At 69.1% G+C, this 23,569-nt stretch carries 21 protein-coding genes; 9 read left to right on the top strand and 12 right to left on the bottom strand.

The window, feature by feature from the left end:
- The first annotated feature begins 82 nt into the window (after positions 1-82).
- Both hslU and E4191_RS15175 read left to right on the top strand, forming a co-directional pair.
- The gene (hslU, locus tag E4191_RS15180; RefSeq protein WP_135314145.1) at positions 83-1,390 is read left to right on the top strand and encodes an ATP-dependent protease ATPase subunit HslU; all 1,308 of its coding nucleotides are present in this window, start codon (positions 83-85) and stop codon (positions 1,388-1,390) included.
- Positions 1,391-1,451: 61 nt separating this feature from the next.
- The gene (locus E4191_RS15175; RefSeq protein ID WP_135314144.1) at positions 1,452-1,631 is read left to right on the top strand and encodes a PLDc N-terminal domain-containing protein; all 180 of its coding nucleotides are present in this window, start codon (positions 1,452-1,454) and stop codon (positions 1,629-1,631) included.
- Positions 1,632-1,679: 48 nt separating this feature from the next.
- Here E4191_RS15175 and E4191_RS15170 read toward each other — a convergent pair whose 3' ends face one another.
- The gene (locus E4191_RS15170; RefSeq protein ID WP_135314143.1) at positions 1,680-2,306 is read right to left on the bottom strand and encodes a Smr/MutS family protein; all 627 of its coding nucleotides are present in this window, start codon (positions 2,304-2,306) and stop codon (positions 1,680-1,682) included.
- Positions 2,306-2,962, bottom strand: a complete 657-nt coding sequence (locus E4191_RS15165; protein ID WP_135314142.1) for a Tim44/TimA family putative adaptor protein — start codon at positions 2,960-2,962, stop codon at positions 2,306-2,308. The genes E4191_RS15170 and E4191_RS15165 overlap by 1 nt, the downstream gene beginning before the upstream one ends.
- 109 nt (positions 2,963-3,071) lie before the next feature.
- Between E4191_RS15165 and E4191_RS15160 the strand changes: the two genes are divergently transcribed.
- From E4191_RS15160 to E4191_RS15150, 3 genes are read left to right on the top strand one after another with little or no spacing between them, the layout of a single operon-like run.
- Positions 3,072-3,632 (top strand): FxsA family protein, encoded by a 561-nt coding sequence (locus E4191_RS15160; RefSeq protein ID WP_135314141.1) that lies wholly within the window; start codon positions 3,072-3,074, stop codon positions 3,630-3,632.
- A 57-nt stretch (positions 3,633-3,689) separates the two neighbouring features.
- Positions 3,690-4,235, top strand: a complete 546-nt coding sequence (secB, locus tag E4191_RS15155) for a protein-export chaperone SecB (RefSeq protein WP_135314140.1) — start codon at positions 3,690-3,692, stop codon at positions 4,233-4,235.
- 5 nt (positions 4,236-4,240) lie between these two features.
- Positions 4,241-4,849 carry an HD domain-containing protein gene (locus E4191_RS15150; protein WP_135314139.1) on the top strand — a complete coding sequence of 203 codons (609 nt, stop codon included), beginning with the start codon at positions 4,241-4,243 and terminating at the stop codon, positions 4,847-4,849.
- Positions 4,850-4,907: 58 nt separating this feature from the next.
- Here E4191_RS15150 and E4191_RS15145 read toward each other — a convergent pair whose 3' ends face one another.
- From E4191_RS15145 to E4191_RS15135, 3 genes are all read right to left on the bottom strand, one after another.
- Positions 4,908-5,219 (bottom strand): H-NS histone family protein, encoded by a 312-nt coding sequence (locus E4191_RS15145; protein ID WP_135314138.1) that lies wholly within the window; start codon positions 5,217-5,219, stop codon positions 4,908-4,910.
- Positions 5,220-5,300: 81 nt separating this feature from the next.
- On the bottom strand, positions 5,301-5,852 hold the full coding sequence (locus E4191_RS15140) for an ActR/PrrA/RegA family redox response regulator transcription factor (RefSeq protein WP_135314137.1): 552 nt from the start codon (positions 5,850-5,852) through the stop codon (positions 5,301-5,303).
- An 82-nt stretch (positions 5,853-5,934) separates the two neighbouring features.
- Complete coding sequence (locus E4191_RS15135; protein ID WP_135314136.1) at positions 5,935-6,558, bottom strand: SCO family protein; 624 nt, start codon at positions 6,556-6,558, stop codon at positions 5,935-5,937.
- Positions 6,559-6,649: 91 nt separating this feature from the next.
- On the opposite strand from E4191_RS15135, the gene E4191_RS15130 reads away from it, so the two are divergent.
- On the top strand, positions 6,650-7,966 hold the full coding sequence (locus tag E4191_RS15130; protein ID WP_135314135.1) for an ActS/PrrB/RegB family redox-sensitive histidine kinase: 1,317 nt from the start codon (positions 6,650-6,652) through the stop codon (positions 7,964-7,966).
- Positions 7,967-8,063: 97 nt separating this feature from the next.
- Entirely contained in the window at positions 8,064-9,644 is a 1,581-nt protein-coding gene (locus tag E4191_RS15125; protein ID WP_228461742.1) for a PAS-domain containing protein, read from the top strand.
- A 36-nt stretch (positions 9,645-9,680) separates the two neighbouring features.
- On the opposite strand, the gene E4191_RS15120 is transcribed toward E4191_RS15125, so the two are convergent.
- The 7 genes from E4191_RS15120 to E4191_RS15090 form a co-directional block, all read right to left on the bottom strand.
- Positions 9,681-14,162: a translocation/assembly module TamB domain-containing protein gene (locus E4191_RS15120; protein ID WP_135314133.1), complete on the bottom strand. Its 4,482-nt coding sequence runs from the start codon at positions 14,160-14,162 to the stop codon at positions 9,681-9,683.
- On the bottom strand, positions 14,162-16,042 hold the full coding sequence (locus E4191_RS15115; RefSeq protein ID WP_135314132.1) for an autotransporter assembly complex protein TamA: 1,881 nt from the start codon (positions 16,040-16,042) through the stop codon (positions 14,162-14,164). Before E4191_RS15115 ends, E4191_RS15120 begins: the two co-directional genes overlap by 1 nt.
- A 117-nt stretch (positions 16,043-16,159) precedes the next feature.
- Complete coding sequence (locus tag E4191_RS15110; protein WP_135314131.1) at positions 16,160-17,086, bottom strand: glucokinase; 927 nt, start codon at positions 17,084-17,086, stop codon at positions 16,160-16,162.
- Positions 17,087-17,098: 12 nt separating this feature from the next.
- The gene (locus tag E4191_RS15105; protein ID WP_135314130.1) at positions 17,099-18,205 is read right to left on the bottom strand and encodes an ABC transporter ATP-binding protein; all 1,107 of its coding nucleotides are present in this window, start codon (positions 18,203-18,205) and stop codon (positions 17,099-17,101) included.
- Between the two features lie 3 nt (positions 18,206-18,208).
- The gene (locus E4191_RS15100; RefSeq protein ID WP_135314129.1) at positions 18,209-19,063 is read right to left on the bottom strand and encodes a carbohydrate ABC transporter permease; all 855 of its coding nucleotides are present in this window, start codon (positions 19,061-19,063) and stop codon (positions 18,209-18,211) included.
- The gene (locus E4191_RS15095; RefSeq protein ID WP_135314128.1) at positions 19,053-19,925 is read right to left on the bottom strand and encodes a carbohydrate ABC transporter permease; all 873 of its coding nucleotides are present in this window, start codon (positions 19,923-19,925) and stop codon (positions 19,053-19,055) included. Before E4191_RS15095 ends, E4191_RS15100 begins: the two co-directional genes overlap by 11 nt.
- A 65-nt stretch (positions 19,926-19,990) precedes the next feature.
- Positions 19,991-21,232, bottom strand: a complete 1,242-nt coding sequence (locus E4191_RS15090; protein WP_407947026.1) for an ABC transporter substrate-binding protein — start codon at positions 21,230-21,232, stop codon at positions 19,991-19,993.
- 182 nt (positions 21,233-21,414) lie between these two features.
- Between E4191_RS15090 and E4191_RS15085 the strand changes: the two genes are divergently transcribed.
- Both E4191_RS15085 and E4191_RS15080 read left to right on the top strand, forming a co-directional pair.
- Entirely contained in the window at positions 21,415-22,131 is a 717-nt protein-coding gene (locus tag E4191_RS15085) for a response regulator transcription factor (protein ID WP_135314127.1), read from the top strand.
- Positions 22,118-23,530: a sensor histidine kinase gene (locus tag E4191_RS15080; RefSeq protein ID WP_135314126.1), complete on the top strand. Its 1,413-nt coding sequence runs from the start codon at positions 22,118-22,120 to the stop codon at positions 23,528-23,530. The genes E4191_RS15085 and E4191_RS15080 overlap by 14 nt, the downstream gene beginning before the upstream one ends.
- Positions 23,531-23,569 lie beyond the last annotated feature (39 nt).

Here is a 23,569-nt window from a genome sequence, read left to right as displayed (position 1 = left end):
CCCCCGGACCCCCCGAGGATATTTGAGTGAAGAAGAAAGGGCGGGCGGTGCGATGCGCCGGGCCCTTATCGGGAGACAAGCGATGAGTGATCTGACCCCCCGCGAGATCGTGTCCGAGCTGGACCGGTTCATCATCGGGCAGAACGACGCCAAGCGGGCCGTGGCCGTGGCGATGCGCAACCGCTGGCGCCGCAAGCAGCTGGGCGACGACCTGCGCGACGAGGTCTATCCCAAGAACATCCTGATGATCGGCCCCACCGGCGTCGGCAAGACCGAGATCAGCCGTCGTCTGGCCAAGCTGGCCAACGCGCCCTTCATCAAGGTCGAGGCGACCAAGTTCACCGAGGTGGGCTATGTCGGGCGCGATGTCGAGCAGATCATCCGCGATCTGGTCGATGCCTCGGTGATCGACACCCGCGAGCGCATGCGCGAGGCGGTCAAGGCGCGCGCTCACAAGGCCGCCGAGGAGCGCGTCGTCGAGGCGCTGGCCGGCAAGGATGCCCGCGACGGCACCCGCCAGATGTTCCGCGACAAGCTGAAGCGCGGCGAGCTGGATGACACGGTCATCGAGCTGGAGATGCAGGACACCTCGAACCCGCTCGGCGGGATGGAGATGCCGGGGCAGCCGGGCCAGCCGCTTGGCGGAATGATGGACCTGTCAGGGCTGATGAAGGCCTTCGGCGGGCGGCGCGTGCGGCGCAAGATCACGGTGTCGGAAAGCTACGAACTGCTGATCGCGGAAGAGGCCGACAAGCTTCTGGACGACGACGCGGTCAAGGCGGCGGCGCTGGAGGCGGTGCAGGAGAACGGCATCGTCTTCATCGACGAGATCGACAAGGTCTGCGCGCGCTCGGACGCGCGCGGCGGCGATGTCAGCCGCGAGGGGGTGCAGCGCGACCTGCTGCCGCTGATCGAGGGCACCACCGTCAGCACCAAGTACGGCGCGGTGCGGACCGATCACATCCTGTTCATCGCATCGGGCGCCTTCCATGTCGCGAAGCCGAGCGATCTGCTGCCCGAGCTGCAGGGCCGCCTGCCCATCCGGGTCGAGCTGCGCGCCCTGACCGAGGAGGATTTCATCCGCATCCTGACCGAGACGGACAACGCCCTGACGCGCCAGTACAGCGCGCTGATGGCGACCGAAGGGGTGAGTGTCGAGTTCACCCCCGACGGCATCGCCGCCTTGGCGCGGATCGCGGCCGAGGTGAATGCCTCGGTCGAGAATATCGGCGCGCGGCGGCTGTACACGGTGATCGAGCGGGTCTTCGAGGAGCTGTCCTTTACCGCCCCCGACCGCAGCGGGCAGTCGGTCAGCGTGGATGCGGGTTTCGTCGAGCAGCATCTGGGCGATCTGTCGCGATCGACCGACCTGTCGCGCTATGTCCTGTGATCGCGGAACCGCGGGCCGGGTCGATGTGTTGGCAGGCTGAACAGGACAGGGGACGGATCACATGGGTTGGCTTTTCAGCGTCATCATCTTTGCACTGGATGTCTGGGCGATCGCCTCGATCATCAACACCAATGTCAGCACCAAGTCGAAGATCCTCTGGATCCTGCTGATCGTCATCCTGCCGGTCGTGGGCCTGATCATCTGGTATTTCGCCGGACCCAAGGCCAACCTGCAGCGCTGACCCCGCCATCACCGATGCTGACACGCGCGTCCCTTGGGGCGCGCGTTGTCATTTGAAGCGGCGCAGATAGACGTAATAGGCGCCCTCGCCGCCATGGCGGTAATGCGCGGCCGTCACCTGCTGGACGGCCGCCGACAGGGGCGGGCTGTGCAGCCAGTAGGGCACCTGATGGCGCAGCGCGCCGGGCCGAGTGGGCAGCGGCCCGTGGTCGCCCCGGCCCTTGCCGGTGATGACCAGCACCAGCCGCAGCCCCGAGGCCTGGCAGGACAGGATGAAATGCATCAGCTCGGGCTGGGCCGCCGAGAGGGTCAGCCCGTGCAAGTCCAGCCGTGCCTCGGGCATCATGCGGCCCTGGCTCATCTTGCGGTGGGTCTTGGCATCCATGCGCAGGCCGGCCTGTTCCAAGCGCTCGGCCGGCGTCGAGGGGCGGGCGATCTGGGTCGGGGGGGTGCCTGCGGCCTGGCCGATGCGGAACCGGGGCATCGCCGCCGAGGCCGCGGCAGCAGAGGCCGGCGATACGGACAAGGATGCCGCCGGGCGGGCCGGCGGCAGGTCGCTCAGCTGGGGAAGGTCGGCGGCCTGGCCCTTGCGCTTGGGGTCAAGCGGAACGGTGGTCCGGGCCACCCGCGACCACAGATCGCGGTCCTCGGGCGACAGGCCCTTGCGACGGCGCATCAGCCAGTCGCGACAAGCTGCCAGTTCGGGTCGTCCTGACCCATCGGGCGGGCGAAGGTCCACATGTCCTTCTGCTTGCGCGAGACCTTGGGATCGCCCTCGACGACGGTGCCGTCTGCGTCGCGGGTCGCGGCAATCAGCTCGCCCACGAAGCGGACCGAGATCTCGGCCACGCCGGTCGCCGGGTCGAACTCGGCCAGGGCAAGGCTGGTGTCGCGGGTGCCCAGATACTGGGCCTGCACGGTCTGGCCCTTGGCGACGCGCTGGTCGATGACCGACTGGAAGGCCTCGGCCACGGGATCTGACAGGAAGGGCCGCACCTCGGAGAGGTCGCCCCGCTCGAAGGCCATCAGGATCATCTCGTAGGCCTGGCGCGAGCCGCTGAGGAAGTCGCGCAGTCCGAAGGACGGCTCGGCGCGCTTCATCGCGGCCAGGGCCTCGGCCGAGGGCGATCCCGCCTCGGCATGGTCCAGGATGTCGTGGTCGATCTCGTCGGCGCTGCCTTCGATCACCTCGAAGCGGGTCGGACGCGCGGCCGGCTGGTCGACCTGCGGCGGCTCGAAGCCGTCGCGCGTCCCCAGCACGTTGCGCAGTCGCAGGATCAGGAAGATCGCGATCCCGGCAAGGACGATCAGCTGGAGAAGCGGGTTGGACATGCAGGCAACCTCTGGGTCAAACGGGTCGTTGGTATCGGGCGGTCTGTGCATTATGTAGGGAGTGCCTTGGCGCAAGTCCAGTTTCCGCGCAGGCAGAAGGGGAATTCCGATGCGGCTGTTCGCACTGTTTCTTGTGGTCCCGATCATCGAGATCGCGTTGTTCATCCAGGTGGGCGGCCTGATCGGGCTGTGGCCGACGCTGGCCATCGTCGTCCTGACCGCCGTCGCGGGTACGCTTCTGATGCGCAGCCAGGGGGCCCATGCCTGGCGCGAGATCCAGCGCAGCTTCCAGGAAATGCGCGATCCCACCGGGCCTCTGGCGCATGGCGTGATGATTCTGGTCGCCGGGATGCTGCTGCTGACCCCGGGCTTCTTCACCGACACGGTGGGGGTCCTGCTGCTGATCCCGCAGGTCCGCGCGGCGGTCATGCGGCAGGTCGGGCGGCGGATCACCGTCAGCCGGATGGGCATGGCATCTGCGACCATGGGCCGCGATTCGCACCGCCCGCCCTATAGCGATGGCGTGATCGACGGCGACTATGTCGTGGCCGACGACGAGCCGCGTCCGTCCCGCCCGCCCGTCGATCTGCCGCCCGAGATCGACGACCTGCAGCCGCCCCGCCCGTCCGGCGGGCCGGGAACGCGCGGTTCGGGCTGGACCCGCCATTGAGGGCAGGCGGCCGGGCTGATACAAGCAGGGCCGAATTCGCATCGAAAAGGTACACCCATGGCCGAAGATACCCCGCAGAACGGCGCCGCACAGCCGCAGGCCGCTCCGGCACAGACGCAAGCCGTGGCGCAGCCCCGGATGCAGATCCTGGCCCAGTTCATCCGCGACCTGTCGTTCGAGAACGCGGTGGCCCAGAAGGGCGCCCCTCAGGGCGAGGTCCAGCCCGAGATCACCGTCCAGGTCAGCCTGGACGCGCGCAAGCGGGGCTCGGAGACGCAGTTCGAGGTGATCACCAAGTTCCGCGTCACCTCGACCAACAAGGCCGACGGCGCGACGCTGTTCCTGGCCGAGCTGGATTATGGCGGGGTCTTCCAGATCGAGGGCGTGGCCACCGACCAGCTGCACCCCTACCTGATGATCGAATGCCCGCGCATGCTGTTTCCCTATGTCCGGCGCATCATCTCGGACCTGACGCGGGACGGCGGCTTTCCGGCCTTCAACATGGATCCGGTCGATTTCGTGGCTCTGTACCGCCAGGAACTGGCACGCCGCGCCCAGCAGGCCGCGCAGACCCAGATCCCGGCCGACCAGAAGCTGTCCTAGGCCCCATGGCGCCCCCGCCCCGGCGGGCCTGGCAGCGGATGCTGTCGGGCCGCAGGCTGGACCTGCTGGATCCCACGCCCCTCGACATCGAGATCGAGGACATCGCCCACGGCCTGGCCTTCGTGGCGCGCTGGAACGGGCAGACGCGGGGCGACTGGCCCTATTCGGTGGCCGAGCATTCCCTGCTGGTCGAGGAGATCTTCGACCGGCAGGAACCGGGCGGCGATCCCTGCTGGCGCCTGGCCGCGCTGCTGCATGACGCGCCCGAATACGTGATCGGGGACATGATCTCTCCTGTCAAGGCGGCCTTGGGGCGGGAATACGGCGCGATGGACGAACGGCTGGCCTCGGCCATCCACCGCCGCTTCGGCCTGCCGGCCACCCTGCCCTTGGCCATCAAGAAGCGCATCAAGGCTGCCGACCGCATCTCGGCCCGGCTGGAGGCTGTCTCCATCGCGGGCTTCGGCGAGGCCGAGGCGCGGCGCCTGTTCCCCATTCCGGATGCCGCGGTCATGGAGGGGCTGTCCATCGCCTTGCGCCCCCCCTCGGACAGCCGGAGCGCCTATCTGGAAAGGTTCGGGGCGCTGATGACGCTGATCGACGCGCGGACCTGACAGGCAGGCATGAAAAAGGGGACCCTGCGGCCCCCTTTTCCTAGTTCTGCAAAACGGATCAGATCAGCAGATCGTCCAGTTCCTTGCCGCCATCCAGGCTTTCCTGGACCCATTTGGGTTTGCGGCCCCGGCCCGTCCAGGTCATCGTCGGATCGGTCGGGTTGGCGTATTTCGGTGCCACCGAACCCGCACGCTTCGTCTTCGTCCCGGTCAGTTCAGCCAGATTGAAGCCATGCTCGCGCGCGGCTTCCTCGACGGCGGACATCGCCTCGCGGCGTTTCCGATCCTCGTAGGAATTGATCGCGCGGTCCAGTTTGACCCGCAGATCGCGCATTTCCTTGAGGGACATGGTGTCGAAATCGATGCTCATGATGCTGTTTTTCTTTTCCGAGAATTATCTATGCCGTCCGAGATAACCGGAAAATATTAACTCTTCAAGAACGTCTTTCGATTATCTTGGACCGCGCTTTGCAAGAATGCGCTGAAGCGTGCGGCGATGCATATGCAATCGGCGCGCGGTTTCGCTGACATTTCTTTCGCACTGTTCATAAACACGTTGAATATGTTCCCACCGGACGCGATCCGCCGACATGGGGTTTTCCGGCGGCGGCGGCAGGAATTCGCCGCTGGACAGCAGTGCCGACGTCACGTCATTGGCATCGGCCGGTTTCGCCAGATAGTCGGTGGCGCCCATCTTCACCGCAGCCACCGCCGTCGCGATGGCGCCATAGCCCGTCAGCACGATGATCCGGGCATCGGCGCGCTTGTCGCGCAGCGCCTCGACCACATCCAGACCGTTCCCGTCCTCCAGCCGCAGGTCCACCACTGCATAGGCGGGCGCACGACGCTCGATCAGCCGCATGGCGGCGGCCACGGACAGCGCAGTTTCGCTTTGAAACCCGCGCTTGTCCATGGCCCGGGCCAACCGGGTCAGGAAGATCTCGTCGTCATCGACCAGCAGCAGGGACGCGTCAGAGCCGATCTGTGTGTTCATGTCATCCATTTCAGGCCCTTTGGGTCAGGAAATCTGCGATTTAAATGGGCTGCCCGTCCGGGAATATCAAACCCCGTGCGACAAACTGCCTTCAGCTGGTCGCCCCGATATGGCAGGCAACGGTCTCGGCCATCACCTCGGGCGGAGTATCGCGCGAAAAGAATTCGACGGTCTCCGTCCCAGGCATGACCAGATAGGTATTCGTCATGTGGTCGACCAGATAATATTCCTGATCCTCGGCGTCATTCGCCTTGAAGTAATTGCGCCAGCCCTTGTTCACGGCGGCGATTTCCTCGTCGCTTCCGGTCAGCCCGATCATGTCGTCAGAAAACAGGCTGGTATAATCGGCCAGAACCTCGGGCGTGTCGCGGCGCGGATCCACGGTGACGAAGACGGTCTGCACCTCCATCCCGTCCTCGTCCAGAAGGGCCGCGGCCTCGGCATTGCGGGCGCTGTCCAGCGGGCAGACATCGGGGCAGAACGTGTAGCCGAAATAGAGCAGCGAGGGGCGGTCGAAGACCTCGGCCGAGGTCACGCGCTGCCCGTCCTGCCGCGTCAGGGTGAATTCGGTGCCGAAGGCATCCATCCCCCCCGCCACGGTGCTGGCGCTGCAGCCGGTTCCGGCGCCGCCTTGCTGGGTCAGGAACAGCGCCCCGCCCGCCAGAAGGCCGATGGCTGCGGCCGAGCCGATCAGCAGGATCTTGCGGTCGCCCATGGCAGACCTCCTTCGCGTGTCAAATGCCCGCATTGATCGCCCATCGACGCCCGGGTATCAAGATCAGGCAATGTCGCATCAGGGGCCCCCGATGATCACATCCGAGGTCTTGTCCGACCTGACCCCGATCGAGACGCCCAAGGCCGAGCCGATCCGGATGCGCACGCTGGTGCACCTGCGCTGGTTCGCCATCGGTGGGCAGATGGCGGCGGTGGTGGTCGCCTGGTCCATGGGCATCGGATTTCCCAAGACGCCGATCATCCTGCTGATCGCGGCCTCGATCACCATGAACCTGTGGCTGTTCCTGCGCCCGCCCAAGCGGACCTCGGCGGGCCGGGCCGTGGGGCAGCTCAGCTTCGATCTGGTGCAGATCTCGACCCTGATGGCGCTGACCGGGGGGATGGCCAATCCCTTCGCGCTGCTGGTGCTGGCACCGGTGACCATCGCCGCCGCCTCGCTGAACGCCCGGCAGGTGCTGGCCTTGGGGCTGGCGACGGTGGCGCTGATCTCGGTCGCGGCGGTCTTCGGCGTGCCGCTGCGCGAGCCCGGGGGTGAGATCCTGCGGATGGAGCCGATCCTGGCGGTTGGCCACTGGGTCGCGCTGGTCATCGGCGTGGTCTTCTTCGCGGGCTATGCGCACCGGGTCACGGCGGAACTGTCGGACACCTCGGGCGCGCTCTTCGCCACGCAGATGGCGCTGTCGCGCGAGCAGCGCCTGCAGCATCTGGGCGGCGTGGTGGCGGCGGCGGCGCACGAGATGGGCACGCCCCTGGCCACTATTAAGCTGATCGCCGGAGAACTGGCGGACGAGCTGAGGGATGATCCCGACCTGCATGCCGATGCCATCGCGCTGCGCGTCGCCGCCGACCGCTGCGCCGCGATCCTGCGCAGCATGGGTCGGGCGGGCAAGGACGACCTGCACATGCGCGCGGCCCCCCTGCGCGCCGTGCTGGAGGATGCCGCCCAGCCCCATGCCGATCGCGGCCCCCTGGTCGAGATCCATGCCGAGGGCCCCATCGTGCGCCGCGATCCCGCCATCATCCATGCGCTGCGCAACCTGATCCAGAACGCCGTCGATTTCGCTGAAAGCCGCGTGGTGATCGAGACGCAGGTGACCCAGGGCGCGCTGGTCGTGACCGTGCGCGACGACGGGCCGGGCTATCCGGTGCAGCTGCTGTCGCGGATCGGCGATCCCTACCTGACCCGCCGGGCCGAGGCGCAGCGCGGCAGCTATGAGGGGATGGGGCTGGGCCTCTTCATCGCCAAGACGCTGCTGGAACGCTCGGGCGCGCGGCTGACCTTCGCCAATGGCGGGCCGGGGGCGGTGGTGTCCGTGCGCTGGCCGCTGGACCGCATCCGGGCCGAGGATCGCATCGCGCTGGCCCACAATCCGAATTTCGAGCCATGAGGATCTTAACGCCTTTTTAATCCTGTATTGTCTATGCTTGCCCGAACGGCCGAGTCGGAGCGGGGCGTCAGTGGACATTCAGGGTGCGGCTTTGATTGTGACGGCGGTCCTGTGCGGGACCCTTTCGGTGCTGCTGGCCGTGGCCGCGATCCGGCTGTGGGACCGCGCCGGGATCCGGATCGGCGCCTCCCGCAATGCGGCGCGGGCGCTCGAGGGGCAGGTCGAACCGATCGTCTTCCTGTTCCGCGGCACCGGCCTGATCGACGCGACGCCCCCGGCCCGCGCGCTTCTGGACCGGATCGGCGGGCCCGAGGATGACTGGACGCGCCTGATGCGCTGGATCGGACCCCGCTTTCCCGATGCGCCCGACCGTCTGGCCCAGCTGTCCAGCCGCGCCCGGGTCGAGATCCTGGGCCATGAGGGACAGGGCAGCGCGACGCTGCGCCTGCTGGCCGAGGATCTGGGCGACGGGATCTGGCGGCTGACCGTCACCGATCCCGGCGCCGACCATGCCGGGATCGTGGTCGATTCGATGTCCCTGCAGGCGATGGAGGAAGAACTTCACCTGCTGCGCGGGGCGCTGGACCAGACGCCCATGCTGGTCTGGCGCCTGGATCCCGACGACCGCGTGACCTGGGCCAACGGCGCCTATCTGCGCCGGGCCGAGGCGCAGGGCGACGGCGCCATCGGCTGGCCGCTGCCGCGTCTGCTGGACGTGCCCCGCCCGCTGCCCGGCACCGAGCCCGTCGCACGCCGGGCCGCGGTCGAGGATCGCGGCATCGCCTCGTGGTACGATTGCCACAGCCACCGGATGGGCGAGCATCTGATGATGTTCGCCCTGCCCGCCGATGCCGCCGTGCGGGCCGAACGCAGCCTGCGCGAATTCGTGCAGACCCTGACCAAGACCTTCGCCGACCTTCCCATCGGACTGGCGATCTTCGACCAGGGGCGCAAGCTGCAGCTGTTCAACCCGGCGCTGATCGACCTGACCAACCTGCCCACCGGCTTTCTGACCGCGCGCCCCTCGCTGGTCGACTTCCTCGACCAGCTGCGCGAGCAGCGCATGGTGCCGGAGCCCAAGGACTATCGCAGCTGGCGCCAGCACATGGCCAATCTGGAAAGCGCCGCCGCCACCGGCCACCATGTCGAAACCTGGTCCCTGCCCGGCGGCCAGACCTACCGCGTCACGGGCCGCCCCCATCCCGACGGCGCCGTGGCCTTCCTGTTCGAGAACATCACGACCGAGATTTCCGTCACCCGCAGGTTCCGCGCCGAGCTGCTGCTGAGCGCACAGGTGCTGGACGGGCTGGACGATGCGCTGGCGGTCTTCGCGACCACGGGGCAGCTGGTCCTGAGCAACCAGGCCTATCGCAGCCTCTGGGGTCCACCGCCGGGCGGCCTGTCGGACGCGATCGCGGGATGGGAGGCGATGACCGCCGCCAGCCCGGGCCTTGCCACCCTGCGCGGTGCCCTGACCCTGGGCGATGGCCTGCCCGCGCATGCGCCGTCCAGCGGCGCGATGACGGGACCGCAGGGGCAGGCCCTGGGATGGACCGTGACCGACCTGTCGGGCGGACGGCGCATGCTGCGGTTCTGGACCGGGTCGGGGCAATCCCTCACCTCGGACGAGGCGATGCCCACCCTGCGCTGCCTGCCCCAGACGCGCTCCTCGGACTGACGCCCGCGCCCCGGGGGCGGGGCACGGGCGCCGTCCTCAGTAGTCGCGTTCGAAGAACAGCCCGAGCGAGCTGCCGCCGTCGCTGCCGACCGAGCCCCGCGCCCGCAGGGATCGTGTGATGTCCAGGTTGAGGTTGATCGAGGTGCGGCCGCCCTCGCCCACCGAAAGGTCGGTATAGACGTTCTCGGACAGGTAGCGCCCGGCGCGCAGCTCGATATTGCCCTCGTCGTCTGTGGTCAGGTCCAGATCGTCCAGGCCCGCACTTTCGCGCAGGTTGCCGATGATCCCGTCCCCGCCGCGACCCGCCAGGACCGCGATGGCATTGGCCAGCTGCGCCGCCTGCAGCGGGCTGATGCTGTCCAGACCGCGACCGAACAGCAGTTGGGACAGCACCTCCTCCTGCGGCAGTTCGGGCGAGGATTCGAAGGTGATCTCGGGGTCGCGCACCTCGCCGTCGATGATGATGCGGGTGGTGATGCTGTCCCGTTCGGTCTCGGCCACCAGGCCGATGACCGGGATCAGGCTGCCCTGCAATTCGACCAGCCCCTCGGTCAGCACGAAGCGGTTGCCCAGCAGATCGACCCGGCCGCGGATCAGCTCCAGATTGCCGATCGGCACGACATTGCGCGGCGTGCCGGTGATGCGGAAGCCGCCGCCCAGTTCGGCGTCGATCCCCCGGCCCCGGATGAAGACCCGGCTTGGCGCGTTGATGACCAGATCCAGCCGCGGCGGGTTGGCCGGCGGCGTGGCGGGCGGACCCGACAGGCCCGCATCCTGCGCCGCCTGGCTGGGATAACCCTCAAGCCCCGCCCGCGCCCGCGTGGCCCGGACCGGCGGGCGCTGGCTGCCCACATGGGTGATGTCGGGAATGGCCCGCGCGCCACCGAGGCCGGTCGAGGGGATGCGGATCTCGGTCTCGCCCAAGGCGATCTGGCCCGCGATCAGCTGTCCCGTCGCGGGAGAGCCGCTGAAGCGCACATTGCCCGTCACGCTGGTCTCGTAGAGGTTGGGGTCGCGCAGCACGACCTCGGCCAGCACCACCGCGATGTCGACGCCGCCATTGGTCAGGTCCACCGGCCCGTTCAGCGTCACGCGCCCCCCGGCCGAGACATTGGCCGCCCCGTCGATCTGCAATTGCCCGCCCTGAAAACCGGCAGTCACGTCAATGCCCTCCAGCCGCAGGCCCAGGCCTGGATCGGCCAGCTGGCCGTTCTGCAGCCGCACCTGGCCCGACAGGGCCTGCAGCGACGGCGCGCCCTGCAGCCGCAGGTCGATCGCCAGCGGCCCCGAGACCGAGCGCGTGCGCAGGGTGGTGTTGGCCAGCGCCGAATCGGCGCTGCCGGTGATCGCCAGATCGGTGGTCGACCCGTCCCGCGCCGCCGTGCCGGTGATCGCCAGAGCGGTGCTGCCCGGGGCGGTGGCCCGCAGGTCCAGCGCAAAGTTCGGCCCCTCTTCCCGGACCGTGCCGGTCACGGCGACAGCACCAGGGAATTCGGGCACGATCAGCCCCAGATCGGCCAGCCGCGCCTGCAGGTTGATGCCCGAGGCGGGTGCCCCGTCCGCCGTCACCTGCAACTGCGGATTGGTGACGTTCAGCCGCTGGACCGAGATCCCCTCGGCCCCCTGGCTGGCCGCCAGGTCGAAGCTGGTCTGTCCCGCCAGGATCGGATCGACCTGCGGCTGGCCCACCGACAGGCCGCTGGCCTGCCCCGTCGTCTCGATCCGGCGGGTGGTGCCGTCATCGGTCAGCCGGGCCTCGGCCGTGACGGCGCCGCTGATGCCGTTGCCCAGGAACCGCAGATCGCCCGCGTTCAGGTCGATCGCGACATCGGTCGCGCCCGCGCCGACCTGGCCGGTGGCGCTGGCGGTCAGGCGGGGGTTTTCCACCTGCGCCGTCCGGATGGTGAAGATGCCGTCCTGTTCGGTGCCGGTGACCGCCAGCCGCGTCTCTCCGGCCAGCGCGCCATCGACCTGCGCCTGCCCGAAGGACAGGTCGCGCCCGGTCCCGGTCAGCTCGAGCTGCCGCACGCCGTCGCCCGCCTCGCGGAAACTGCCCTGCGCCTGCAGGCTGCCGCGCCAGCCGGGCCCAAAGGGCGCCAGCGAGGCCACGTCCACGTCGCCGGTCAGGTCCGTGACGCCCTCGCCATACACGCCCTGCACGACGGCCTGCATCTGGTCGTTGGTCAGCCGGCCGTCCGAGATGGTGATGACCCCGTCGCGTTCCGAGGCCTGGAAGGCCAGCCTTGTGGTCCCGGTCAGCGCGCCATCGGCCGCCGACTGGCCAAGCGACAGGTCCTGCCCGCTGCCGGTGACGTCGATCAGCCGCGCGCCCTCCTCTTCGGTCAGGGTCGCGCGGGCCTCGAACCCGCCCGACCAGTCCGCGCGGATCGAGGACAGGTCCGCGACCGCCACCTCTGCCACCGCATCCAGCGCCCCTTGGGCAAAGCTGCCTTGGGCCTCGGCGCTCAGCTGCGGGTTGGTCAGGCTGAAATCCTGCAGCTCGAAGCCCTCGGGCGACTGCTGAGCAGAAAGCGCCAGCTGCGTCTGGCCGCTCAGCGCGTTGTCCAGCGCCTCGATGCCGATGCGCAGGTCCTGCGTCTGGCCCAAGACGGTGACGCGCCGGGCATCCTGCGGGCCGGTCAGTGCCGCCTCGGCCTCCAGCGCGCCGCCGAAATCGGGGCCGGCATCGGCCAGCGACGGCATCGAGATGCGCGCCTGCAGGGTGCTGTCGGTGCTGCTGACCAGACCCTGCGCGGTGGCGGTCAGGCGGTTGGCGTCGATGCGGAAATCCTCGATCTCCAACCCCAGCTCGTCGCGCCGCGCCTGCAGCAGGATGTCCGAGGCCCCGCCCAGCAGCGGGTCCAGCTGCGGCTGGTCCAGCGTGATGTCGCGCCCGGTGATGCGGGCGTCGATGTCGAAGCCGTCGTTCAGAAGGATGTAGTAGCCCTCGACCGAGGCATCGGCGGCCCCGGTCAGCGGACGGCCCGCCAGCCCCGACAGCCGCGCCAGGTCGGTGTAGCGCGCGCCGGCATCCACCGACAGGGTGATGCCGCTGCTGAGGCCCGAGACCAGGAAGTTGCCGTCCAGCCCGTAATCCGACCCCGACACCCGCAGGTTGGTGATGTCCAGGGCATTGCCGGGGGTGAAGTTGAAGCCGGTCCGCCCCTCGATCCCCGTGCCCACGGCCTGCGCCAGGTCGGCATCGTCGAAAGCCAGGTCGCGGACGTCGAAATCGATCGCGCCGATCACCTCGGACAGGGCGCCATCGTCCAGGAACACCTGCCCGCGCCCCGCCAGGTCCAGCGCGCCCAAGGCGACGCCGTCTAGGTTCAGCGCGCCCACGCGGCCGTCCAGCCGCCAGCCGTCGCCTTGCGCCGCGTCATAGTCCAGCGACAGGCGGCCGGTCTCGACCGTCGTTTCGGGCCCCGCGAAGGGCAGCGGGACCGGCACCTGCGTGGCCCCGGCATCGCGGCCGAGCGTCATCTGCAGCTCGGCGCGCTGCGGGGCGGACAGATCGTTGGTCGACAGCGACCCGGCGATGCGCAGCGCCTCGGTCCGGATGTCCAGCACGGGGATCTCCAGCCGCCCGGTCTCGGCACGCCAGCCCTCGGCCAGCAGCTGCGTGTCGCGGCCGAAGAAGGCGCGATCCTCGGGGCGCAGCAGCGTGGCCACGTCGCCGCCCAGCTGGAACCGGAAGCCGGTGCCCGGCGTGCCATCCTCGCCGGCCCGGCCCGAGGCGCTGACCTGCCCGGTGATCCGGGGCTGGCCGTCGGTCGCCAGCCGGATGTCGGCGGCAAAGTCGCGGATCTGCCCCTCGCCGCTGATCTGGGCGGTGACGGCGGGGCGGTCATGGACGCCCACCAGGTTGACCAGCAGGCCGTCGGCGGCCTCGTCCAGGCCCAGGTTAAGGCGCAGCACCTGCGTCTCGTTGCTGTAGCCCGCGTCCAGCACGAACTGGCCGCGCGGTCCGTCCAGCCGGTCGATGGTCAGCTGGGCCTCGCCCTCGCCGCCCTCCAGGCTGAAGCCGCCCGCGATGCGCAGCGCCGCCTCGACGCCGATCACCGGCTGGCCCAGCTCGACGCGCTCGATCGTGATCTGGTCGATGTTCAGGGACACGGGCAGTTCGGGCAGCGCGAAGACCGGCGCCTCGGCCTGGACGCCGGTCTCCTCGCCCTGCGGCAGGCGGGGCAGGATGATCTCGGCGGCGGACAGTTCGGCGATCTCGACCCGGCGGCGCAGCAGGGCCGAGCGGTTCCACTGGATCGCCCCGTCGCGCAGGGTCAGCCACGCGCCCTCGTCATCCGAGATGCGCATCTCGGTGAAGGTCGCGCGCGAGGACAGCGCGCCCTCGAAGCCCTCGATCACCACCTGGCGCCCGGCACCCGACAGGTTGCGTTCCAGAAGCCCGGTCAGGAAGCCGCGGTCGTCGTCGGCCTCGGCTGCCAGATCGGCCAGGCCCTGGGCCAGCACGGCCAGCGGGAACAGCAGGGCGACGAGGATGATCCAGAACTTGCGCATCAGAATGCCTGCCCCAATCCGAGGTAAAGTTGCACGCCGCTGCCGGTATCGCCGCTGACCGGCCCCGCGACGTCGAAGCGCAGCGGCCCGATCGGCGTGTCATAGCGCAGGCCCAGGCCCGCGCCCGCATGGTCGTCACTGTCGCCGCCGAAGCTGCCCTCGGTCCAGACCTGACCGTAATCGGCAAAGGCCACCAGCCCGATGTTCTCGCGGACCTGGAAGCGGACCTCGGCGGTGGCGCTGGCCACCGAGAGGCCGCCGGTCTTGATCGGCACGCCGCCGGGACCGGCGATCTCCTCGACCCCGAGCGACTGGTAGGGATGGCCCCGCACCGTGCCGCCGCCGCCCGAGAAGAACAGGTAGTTGCGCGGCGTCGTCTCGATATCGGTGCCGAAGACCGACCCGGCCCGCGCCCGGCCCGCCAGGGTGAAGCGGTCATCCGCCCCGAACGACCGGTAGGCGCGGCCCTCGCCCAGGGCCCGAAAGCCCGAGCTGGTGCCGTCGAAGCCCGAGAAGGGCGTCGCCTCGCCGGACAGGTAGAAGCCGCTCTTCGCGTTGTTCTGGTCGTCGCGGCGGTCCCAGATCACGTCCATGGGCAGGGCCAGCACCTTGAAGTCGGTGCGGCCGTTGGCGTCGAAGACGCGCGAGTACTGGTATTCCAGCGCGGCATTGGCGGTCAGGCGGTCGCTGAAGATGTGGTTGGCGCCGAAGCCGAGCGTGACGGTATCCTCGTCGTAATCCTCCTCGCGCATCTGGGCGACCTCGGCCTCGATGAAGGCGGTGGTGTCGGCGGTGATCGTGGCGGGACGGTCCAGGCGGATGGTCAGCTCGTCGTCGCGGTCGCTGGTTTCCGATCCGATGTCCTTGACCCGGCCGTCGATGCGCAGCCGTTCGCCCCCGCCCAGCAGGTTGCGGTGCATCCAGTAGGCCGAGACCAGCGCCCCGTCGATGGTCGAAACCTCGAACCCTGCGCCGATGCGGCGGGGGGCCTGCTCGACCACGGTCAGGTCCATGTCCAGCGTGTTGCCGGGGCCCAGGTCGTCGGCCTCCTGCAGGGTGATGGCCGAAAAGATGCCGGTGCGGCGCAGGCGCGTGCGCACGGTCTCCAGTTCCTCGGGGTCGAAGCGGGTGCCCTCGGGATAGCCCGCGATCTTGCGCAGGCGGCGCTCGTTCAGGCGCTGGTTGCCGCTGACCGCCATGCGGCCGAAGGTGACGGCGGGGCCGGGGGCCAGGGCGATCTGGCTGTCCACCTGGGCGGCATCGTGATCGGCCACGATCTGCTGGTCGCCCACATCGGCCTTGGCATGTCCGTAGTTGCGCCAGCCGTCGACGCCCGCCAGCGCCGCGCGGCGCATCAGGCCGGTGCCGGCGATCTCGCCCTGCACGTACTCGGTCGGGATCTCGCTTTCGGGGGCGACGGGCGCGATGGCCGCGCGGGAAAAGCGGAAGGCCCTGCCGGGATCGACTGCGACCATCACGCGGGCCACCTGCGGCGGCGCGTCCAGAGGCGCCACCTCGGCGGCCTCGACCCCGTCCAGCGTGATGCTGATGGCGGCGTCGTAGAACCCCTCGTCATACAGCAGGCCCAGGACGCGGGCATAGTCGCCCCGCGCGGCGGCCAGGATGTCCTGTCCGGTGGTGCGATCCTCGTCCAGCGCGCCGGTGATCAGCAGGGACTGGCGGATGCGCCGGGTCAGGGCCCCGTCCTCTCCTCCCTCGTCGCCCGAGACACGAACGTCCAGCGCCACCGGCCCCTCGGCCTCGCTGCCGCCGCCGAAGAGGCCCGAGAAGGGAGACGAGCTTTGCGCCAGCGCCGTGCCGACGCCCGCGCCGCCGAGCGCCACCCCGGCAACCAGAATTGCCTTGAAATATGCCCGCATCGCGCCTGCCCCGTTTTTCTTGCTTGCGCCAATAGAAGCAGGATCGACCCGCTGAATCCAGCAGACTTTGGCCTTGGGGGGCGTTTCGGCGTTAACCTTTGTATGATCGCGGGATCGTCAGGTCAGGGCGGCCAGGCATCCGTGCAGGGCGGCCATGTCGTCACGGATCAGGAAAACCGGCGTGTTTTCGGGGATATGGCGCATATGCGCCTCGGCCAGGAAGGCCCGTTCGAAGAGGGGCATCCGGTCGGCGATGCTGCGCCCCACGCTGCCCGCCAGGAACAGCCCCTCCAGCGGCATGAAGCGCAAGGCCAGTTCGCGGCACAAGAGGCCCACCAGCTCGGCGAACAGGTCATAGGTCGCCACGGCCTGCGGATCGCCCGCCTCGGCCGCCTGCGCGATCTGTTCGCTGCGCACCGTCGCGGTGCCGGTCAGGGCCGCATGCAGGCGCGACAGCCCGCGCCCGGCGAAGGTCTCCTCGGTCGAGAAGAAGCCCTGCGCGGCATCCGGGCCCACGCGGTCGATCAGGCGGGCCATGATGTTGGCGGGCAGGTGGGTGTGGCCCTCTTCCGCCTCGAGGACGGTGATCGCGCCGCCGGGCAGGACGCGGACCGCGCAGACGTTGAAGCCGGTGCCCAGACCCACGACCAGCGCCTGCCCGTTGCGCGACCGGTCGTCGGGCGCGGCGCGCAGGATGGCCAGATGCTCGCCGGTCAGCGCGGGCGTGGAATAGCCCAAGGCGGACAGGTCGTTGATCAGCCGCACCTGGTCGGCATCGGTCAGCCGCGCCAGGTTGTCCTCGTCGAAGGACCAGTCGCGGTTGGTCAGCCGCGCTTGGCCGCCGCTGACCGGGCCCGCCACGGCGATGCACATGGACGAGACATGGGGCTGGTGCTGTTCGGCCATGAACTGGCGCACCACATCGTCGAAGCTGGCGAAGTCGTCGCCCCGGAAGCGGGTGACGGTGCCGGCGTCGATGGTCCCGTTGCGCGCGATCGCCAGCCGCGCATTGGTTCCGCCCACGTCGCCCAGAAGCATCGCCATCCTGTCATCCCTTCAGTTCAGCCGTTCCCCGTCTGTAGGCGAGAAGTAGGACACTTTCGAGAGGTCGAAGGCCAGAGGGAACATCGCCCGGGGCCGGACCGCGCTTTCGGCGCGCAGGCGCGCGGTGACCGCCTTGCCGCCCAGATGGGTGACGGCGAAGGTGTCGGCGCCGGCGGGCTCGACGATCTCGATCATCACGTCGCCGCCCGCGCCTTGCGCGGTGCCGGGCAGGTGGGCGTTGCCGGTGGCCTCGTGGATGTCCTCGGGGCGCACGCCCAGCACGATCTGCGCGGGCAGGTCGCGGGCCACCGGGTCGGTGATGACCAGAGGCTCGGCCCCGTCGCGTTCGATCTCGATTCGGGTCTGGCCGCCTTCGGACCGGACGCGGGCGGGGATCAGGTTCATCGCCGGGCTGCCCATGAAATCGGCCACGAACATGTTGGCGGGGCGGTTGTAGATCTCGGCCGGCGTGCCGATCTGCTGGATCACGCCGCCCTTCATCACGACGATCTTGGTGGCCAGCGTCATCGCCTCGATCTGGTCATGGGTGACATAGACGATGCTGGCGTTCAGGTCCTGATGCAGCTTCTTGATCTCGGTCCGCATGCTGACGCGCAGCTTCGCGTCCAGGTTCGACAGGGGTTCATCGAACAGGAACAGCTTGGGGTCGCGGACCAGTGCCCGGCCCATGGCGACGCGCTGGCGCTGGCCGCCCGACAGCTGGCCCGGCTTGCGGTGCAGCAGCGGCTCGATCTGCAGCTGGCGCGAGACCTCGGCCAGTTTGCTGGCCTGCGTGGCCTTGTCGACGCCGCGCACCTTCATGCCGAAGGTGATGTTCTTGGCGACCGTCATGGTGGGGTAAAGCGCATAGGACTGGAACACCATCGCGATGTCGCGGTCCTTGGGGCTGACGCCCGTCACGTTGCGCCCGGCGATCTCGATGTCGCCGCCGGTGATCGGCTCCAGCCCGGCGATGCAGTTCAGCAGCGTGGATTTCCCGCAGCCCGAGGGGCCGACGAGGACCAGGAAGTCGCCCTCGTCGATGCTGATGTTGATGTCGTGCAGGATATGGGTGTCGCCATAGGCTTTCTGCAGGTGGTCGATCTGAAGGATGGGCATGGGTTATCCCTTGACGCTGCCGGCGGTCAGGCCGCGGATGAAATACTTGCCGGCGACGACATAGACCAGCAGCGTGGGCAGGGCGGCGATGATCGCCGCGGCCATGTCCACGTTGTAGGCCTTCACGCCGGTGGTGGAGTTGACGATGTTGTTCAGCGCGACGGTCACGGGCTGCGATCCGGCCCCGCTGAAGCTGACGCCGAACAGGAAGTCGTTCCAGATCTGCGTGAACTGCCAGATGACCGACACGGTGATGATCGGCAGCGAGATGGGCAGGAAGATCGACCAGAAGATGCGGAAGAACCCCGCCCCGTCGACCTTGGCCGCGCGGACCAGTTCCTGCGGGATGGTGACATAGTAGTTGCGGAAGAACAGCGTGGTGAAGCCCAGGCCATAGATCACGTGGACGAAGATCAGCCCCGGGATCGTGCCTGCCAGCCCCATCAGGCCCAGCATCTGCGCCATGGGCAGCAGCACCACCTGGAACGGGATGAAGCAGCCGAAGAGGATCGCGGCGAAGAGCAGGTTCGCGCCCCGGAACTTCCACTGCGCGAAGACATAGCCGTTCAGGGCGCCGATCACGGTCGAGATCATCACCGCCGGCACGGCCATCAGGACCGAGTTCCAGAAGAACGGCCGCAGCCCCTCGCACTGGGTGCCGGCGCAGGCGGTGGACCAGGCCTCGGCCCAGGGGGCGAAGGTGATGTCGCGCGGCAGCGCCAGAAGGCTGCCGGTGCGGATCTCCTCGAGGCTTTTCAGCGAGGTCGTCAGCATGACGAACAAGGGCATCAGGTAGAACAGGGCGAACAGGATCAGGATCCCGTAGAGGCCCCAACGCAGCAGGGTCTTACTGGTCACGGCGCGGCCTCAATTCACTGTAAAGATAGGGGACGACGATGGCGAAGATGACCATCATCATGATCATGGCGCTGGACGCCGCCTGCCCCAGATCGCCGCGCGAGAAGGCCATCGCATACATGTAGGTCGCGGGCAGGTCGGTGGCATAGCCGGGCCCGCCGCCGGTCAGCGCGATGACCAGATCGAAGGCCTTGATGGCCAGATGCGCCAGCACGATGAAGGCCGACAGGAAGATCGGCGCCATCGTCGGGATGATGATCGCGGAATAGATGCGGTGGGTGGGGATGCCGTCCACCTGGGCGGCGCGGATGATCTCGCTGTCGACCGACCGCAGACCGGCCAGAAACAGGGCCATCACAAAGCCCGAGGCCTGCCAGACGGCGGCCAGAACGACGGTATAGATCGCCATGTCCGGCTGGATCAGCCAGTCGAAGGTGAAATTCTCGAACCCCCAGCCCCGCACGGCCTCCTGGATGCCCAGACCGGGGTTCAGGATCCATTTCCACGCGGTACCGGTGACGATCAGCGACAGGGCCATGGGATACAGATAGATGGTGCGCAGCACGCCCTCGGCCCGGATCTTCTGATCCAGGAAGATCGCCAGCATCAGCCCGATCACCATCGAGATCACGATGAACAGCCCGCCGAAGAGGAACAGGTTGTTCATCGCCACGTCCCATCGCGGCGCGGCGAACAGGCGTTCGTATTGCGTCACCCCGTCCAGCTCGTAGCGCGGCATCAGCCGCGAGCGGGTGAAGCTGATCCAGGCCGTCCAGGCGATGAAGCCGTAGACGAAGACCAGGATCGCCACGAAGGACGGCGCCAAGACGACCTTGGGCACGTTGCGTTCAAGCCATTCCATGTTTCCGGATACCCCCAAAGGAAAACCCCGCGCCCGGACCGGGGCGCGGGGTCGTCAGACGCAGATCACATCGCGTTGGCGACGGCGTCCGACAGTTGCTGCACGGCGTCGTCCGACGACATGTCGCTGTTGAAATGCGCGGTCACCACGTCGGTGATCGCACCGGCCGGCGCGCCGCGGAGCGCCATGCCATGGGCGTAGCTGGGCAGCAGCGAGCCCGCCTCGGCATCCGCCGTCATGTCGGCATTGGACTGGGTGGCGCAGTCGTCGAACCCGTCCAGCGCCACGTCGGTGCGCGCGGGGATCGAGCCCTTGTTCAGGTTGAAGGTCTGCTGGAAGTCCGGCCCCATGATCAGGTTGGCCAGCAGCGCCTGGCCCTGCTGCTTGTCCTCGCCCTCGAGCTCGAAGAAGGCGAAGCTGTCGACGTTGTAGAGGAACCCCTCGCCCGGGGTCGGTGCGCAGACGAAATCGACGCCCGGCTCCTTGCCGGCGGCCAGGAACTCGCCCTTGGCCCAGTCCCCCATGATCTGGAAGGCGGCCTCGCCGTTCATGACCATGGCGGTGGCCAGGTTCCAGTCGCGGCCCGAGAAATTGTCGTCGACATAGCCGCGGATCACCCGCATCTCGTCGAAGACCGACTTCATCGTGTCCGAGGTCAGCGCTTCGGGGTCCAGATCGACCAGCGCCTGTTGATAGAATTCCGGCCCGCCCAGGCCCAGCACGACGGTCTCGAAGATGGTCGCGTCCTGCCAGTTCTGGCCGCCATGGGCCAGGGGCGTCACGCCCGCGGTCTGCAGCTTCTCGGCGGCGGCGTTGAACTCGTCCCAGGTGGTCGGCATCTCGATGCCATGCTCGTCCAGGATCTGCTTGTTGCCCCAGATCCAGTTCACGCGGTGGACGTTCACGGGCGCGGCGCACCACTGGCCTTCGCATTTCATGTGCTCGGCAATCTGCGCGGGCAGGACGTCGTCCCAGCCATTCTCCTCGGCCACGGGGCCGATGTCGGCCAGACCGACCTCTTCGTACCATTCCTGGATGGCGGGGCCCTTCAGCTGCACGGCGGTGGGGGCGTTGCCCGACAGCACGCGGGCGCGCAGCGCGGTCATCGCCGCATCGCCGCCGCCGCCCGCGACGGGCATGTCGGTCCAGGTGCCGCCTTCGGCCGCGAACTGTTCCTGCAGGACGGCGACGGATTTCGCCTCGCCGCCCGAGGTCCACCAGTGCAGCACTTCGGCGGTGGGTTCGGCCAGGGCGGGCCCGGCCAGCATCACGGCGGTCGAGGCCGCCAGCACGGATTTCATGTTCATGGATCCTCCCAGATCTCTGCCGCGCGGACATCGGTGATCCGCGTGTGGCGCCATCATGCCAAACCGGCAACCATGTCCGCAACGCAGCACAGCCATGCGCCCGGCAGATTTCACGACCTTGCGTTACACTCTGTTACGCAAGCCCCCCGACCGGTGTAGAACGCCCCGAGGGAGGACCCGGGATGAGCCTGCACCGCCTGCTGCTGGTCGAGGACGACGCCGACATGGCCGCCATGCTGGCCGCCTATCTGCAGCGTCAGGGCTTTCACGTGGCCCGCGCCGCCGACCGGGTGGGCGCGCTGGCGGCGCTGGCGGGCGCGCGGGTCGATCTGATCCTGATGGACGTGTCCCTGGGCGACGACAACGGCGTCGCCATCTGCGCCGAGATCCGCGAGGCGCAGGACGTGCCGATCATCATGGTCAGTGCCCTGTCGGCCGATCACCAGCGCATGGCGGGCTACGAGGTTGGCGCCGACGACTACATCGCCAAGCCCTTCAACCCCGAGCTGCTGCTGGCGCGCATCCGCGCCGTGCTGCGCCGGGCGGGCCGCGCGCCCAGCCTGTCGCATCGGCGCCGCGACAGCCTGCTGACCTTCGGCGGCTGGCGCTATGACGCGCGGCGCGACGAGGTGACGGCGCCCGGCGGCTGGCAGGTGTCGCTGTCCTCGCGCGAGACCGCCCTGCTGCGGGTGTTTCTGGCCAACCCCCTGATTCCCCTGACGCGCGAGGAGATCGCCGCCGCGCTGGACGACGACGAGGCCGCCGACAAGGCGTCGGGGGGCCGCGCCATCGACATGCTGGTGGGCCGGTTGCGCCACAAGACCGAGGCCGGGCTGATCCGGACCGAGCGCGGAACCGGCTATGTCCTGACGACCGAGGTCACGCGTGAGCCTCAGTGACCGCTTCAGCCTGCGCGTCTTGGCCAGCCTGTGGGTGGGGCTGGCGATGGCGGCGGGGGGGCTCGCGGTCTGGCTGTGGATGGCCAGCGACGCGGCGTGGCGTGGGCATCTGGACCGCGCCTATGTGGCGGGGCTGGCCTTGGCCGACAGCCTGGACAACAGCAGCGGCCTGCCCGAGGGGATCCGGCTGGTGCAGCTGCGCGACGCGCCCGCGCTGCCGCCGGGCTGGCGGCAGACGGTCATCACCCTGACCGGCGGCGGACGCCCCGATCTGGCGCGCGGCGCGCGGCTGTCGCTGCGCATCCAGTCGCCCGACATCCTCTATCCCGTGGCCGAGGTGCAAAGCCTGGGCGGCGGCAGCCAGGCGGCGGGGCTGGCCTCGGTCGCGCGGACGCTGGCGCGGTTCTGCAGCGATCCGCACCTGTTCGTGCAGCAGGATTCCGGGCCGTGGCTGCGGGTCGAGGGCGCGGCGATCTGGGGCTGCGACGCGGCCCCGCCCGACCGCCGCCTGTGGGCCGGGGCGGCGGCCGTGGCGGCGCTGGCCGTGCTGCTGGGCTGGGTGGCCGAGGTCTCGGGCGCCTTCGCGGCCTTCGCCCGCGCCCTGGGCGATCACCGAGCCCGCACCGCCGCCCTGCCCGAGGGCGGGGTCGAGGAGTTGCGCCAGACCGCGCAGGCGGTGAACGCCTATGTCGCGCAGGACCGCGCCGCGCTGGAGAACCGCGCGCTGGTCCTGTCCGGCGTCAGCCATGATCTGGGCACCCCCGCCACCCGGCTGCGCCTGCGTTCCGCGATGATCGGGGATGCCGACCTGCGCGCCCGGCTGGAACGCGACATAGACGAGATGACCGCGATGATCGACGGCGTGCTGACCTATACCCGGGCCGAGATCGGGGCCGAGCCCTTCCGCGACCTGTCCCTGACCTCGCTGGCCGAGGCGGTGGTGGCCGATTACCAGGACGTGGCCCTGCCCGTCACCCTGCGCGCGGCACCCTCGCGCCCCGCCCGCGCGGGCACGCTGTTCTCGCGCACGACCAGCCGGGCCGCGCCCGACGGGCATGCCATGCTGATGCGCGGCCAGCCCACCGCCCTGCGCCGTGCCCTGTCGAACCTGATCGACAACGCCCTGAAATACGGGCGCGAGGCGGTGGTGATGGTCGGCGGGGATGCCGACGAGCTGTGGATGACCGTCACCGACCGCGGCTCGGTCCTCAACGGCGAGGATCTGGCGCGGCTGACCGGCGCCTTCCAGCGCGGCGAAAATTCGGGGGCCCTGCCGGGGGTGGGCTTGGGTCTGGCGATCGTGTCGACCATCGCCGCCCAGCACGGCGGGCGGTTGGAGTTCGACCAGGCCCCCGAGGGGCTGGAGGCGCGGATGATCCTGTCGCGCCGATGGGCGTGACGTTGCGGCGCTTGCCACAAGGGCGGCGCCGACCGGGAA

The organism is Paracoccus liaowanqingii, assembly GCF_004683865.2.
GTDB classification, from domain to species: Bacteria; Pseudomonadota; Alphaproteobacteria; order Rhodobacterales; family Rhodobacteraceae; genus Paracoccus; species Paracoccus liaowanqingii.
This window is presented reverse-complemented; position numbering and strand designations above follow the sequence as displayed.

What these genes read in the sequence shown, in the direction of transcription:
- E4191_RS15130 (WP_135314135.1), top strand. Translation starts at nt 6,650, where the DNA reads ATGATCACATCCGAGGTCTTGTCCGACCTGACCCCGATCGAGACGCCC.
- E4191_RS15135 (WP_135314136.1), bottom strand. Translation starts at nt 6,558, where the DNA reads ATGGGCGACCGCAAGATCCTGCTGATCGGCTCGGCCGCAGCCATCGGC.
- E4191_RS15145 (WP_135314138.1), bottom strand. Translation starts at nt 5,219, where the DNA reads ATGAGCATCGATTTCGACACCATGTCCCTCAAGGAAATGCGCGATCTG.
- E4191_RS15150 (WP_135314139.1), top strand. Translation starts at nt 4,241, where the DNA reads ATGGCGCCCCCGCCCCGGCGGGCCTGGCAGCGGATGCTGTCGGGCCGC.
- E4191_RS15095 (WP_135314128.1), bottom strand. Translation starts at nt 19,925, where the DNA reads ATGGAATGGCTTGAACGCAACGTGCCCAAGGTCGTCTTGGCGCCGTCC.
- E4191_RS15170 (WP_135314143.1), bottom strand. Translation starts at nt 2,306, where the DNA reads ATGCGCCGTCGCAAGGGCCTGTCGCCCGAGGACCGCGATCTGTGGTCG.
- hslU (WP_135314145.1), top strand. Translation starts at nt 83, where the DNA reads ATGAGTGATCTGACCCCCCGCGAGATCGTGTCCGAGCTGGACCGGTTC.
- E4191_RS15120 (WP_135314133.1), bottom strand. Translation starts at nt 14,162, where the DNA reads ATGCGCAAGTTCTGGATCATCCTCGTCGCCCTGCTGTTCCCGCTGGCC.
- E4191_RS15160 (WP_135314141.1), top strand. Translation starts at nt 3,072, where the DNA reads ATGCGGCTGTTCGCACTGTTTCTTGTGGTCCCGATCATCGAGATCGCG.
- E4191_RS15175 (WP_135314144.1), top strand. Translation starts at nt 1,452, where the DNA reads ATGGGTTGGCTTTTCAGCGTCATCATCTTTGCACTGGATGTCTGGGCG.
- secB (WP_135314140.1), top strand. Translation starts at nt 3,690, where the DNA reads ATGGCCGAAGATACCCCGCAGAACGGCGCCGCACAGCCGCAGGCCGCT.
- E4191_RS15085 (WP_135314127.1), top strand. Translation starts at nt 21,415, where the DNA reads ATGAGCCTGCACCGCCTGCTGCTGGTCGAGGACGACGCCGACATGGCC.
- E4191_RS15110 (WP_135314131.1), bottom strand. Translation starts at nt 17,086, where the DNA reads ATGGCGATGCTTCTGGGCGACGTGGGCGGAACCAATGCGCGGCTGGCG.
- E4191_RS15105 (WP_135314130.1), bottom strand. Translation starts at nt 18,205, where the DNA reads ATGCCCATCCTTCAGATCGACCACCTGCAGAAAGCCTATGGCGACACC.
- E4191_RS15090 (WP_407947026.1), bottom strand. Translation starts at nt 21,232, where the DNA reads ATGAACATGAAATCCGTGCTGGCGGCCTCGACCGCCGTGATGCTGGCC.
- E4191_RS15115 (WP_135314132.1), bottom strand. Translation starts at nt 16,042, where the DNA reads ATGCGGGCATATTTCAAGGCAATTCTGGTTGCCGGGGTGGCGCTCGGC.
- E4191_RS15140 (WP_135314137.1), bottom strand. Translation starts at nt 5,852, where the DNA reads ATGGATGACATGAACACACAGATCGGCTCTGACGCGTCCCTGCTGCTG.
- E4191_RS15165 (WP_135314142.1), bottom strand. Translation starts at nt 2,962, where the DNA reads ATGTCCAACCCGCTTCTCCAGCTGATCGTCCTTGCCGGGATCGCGATC.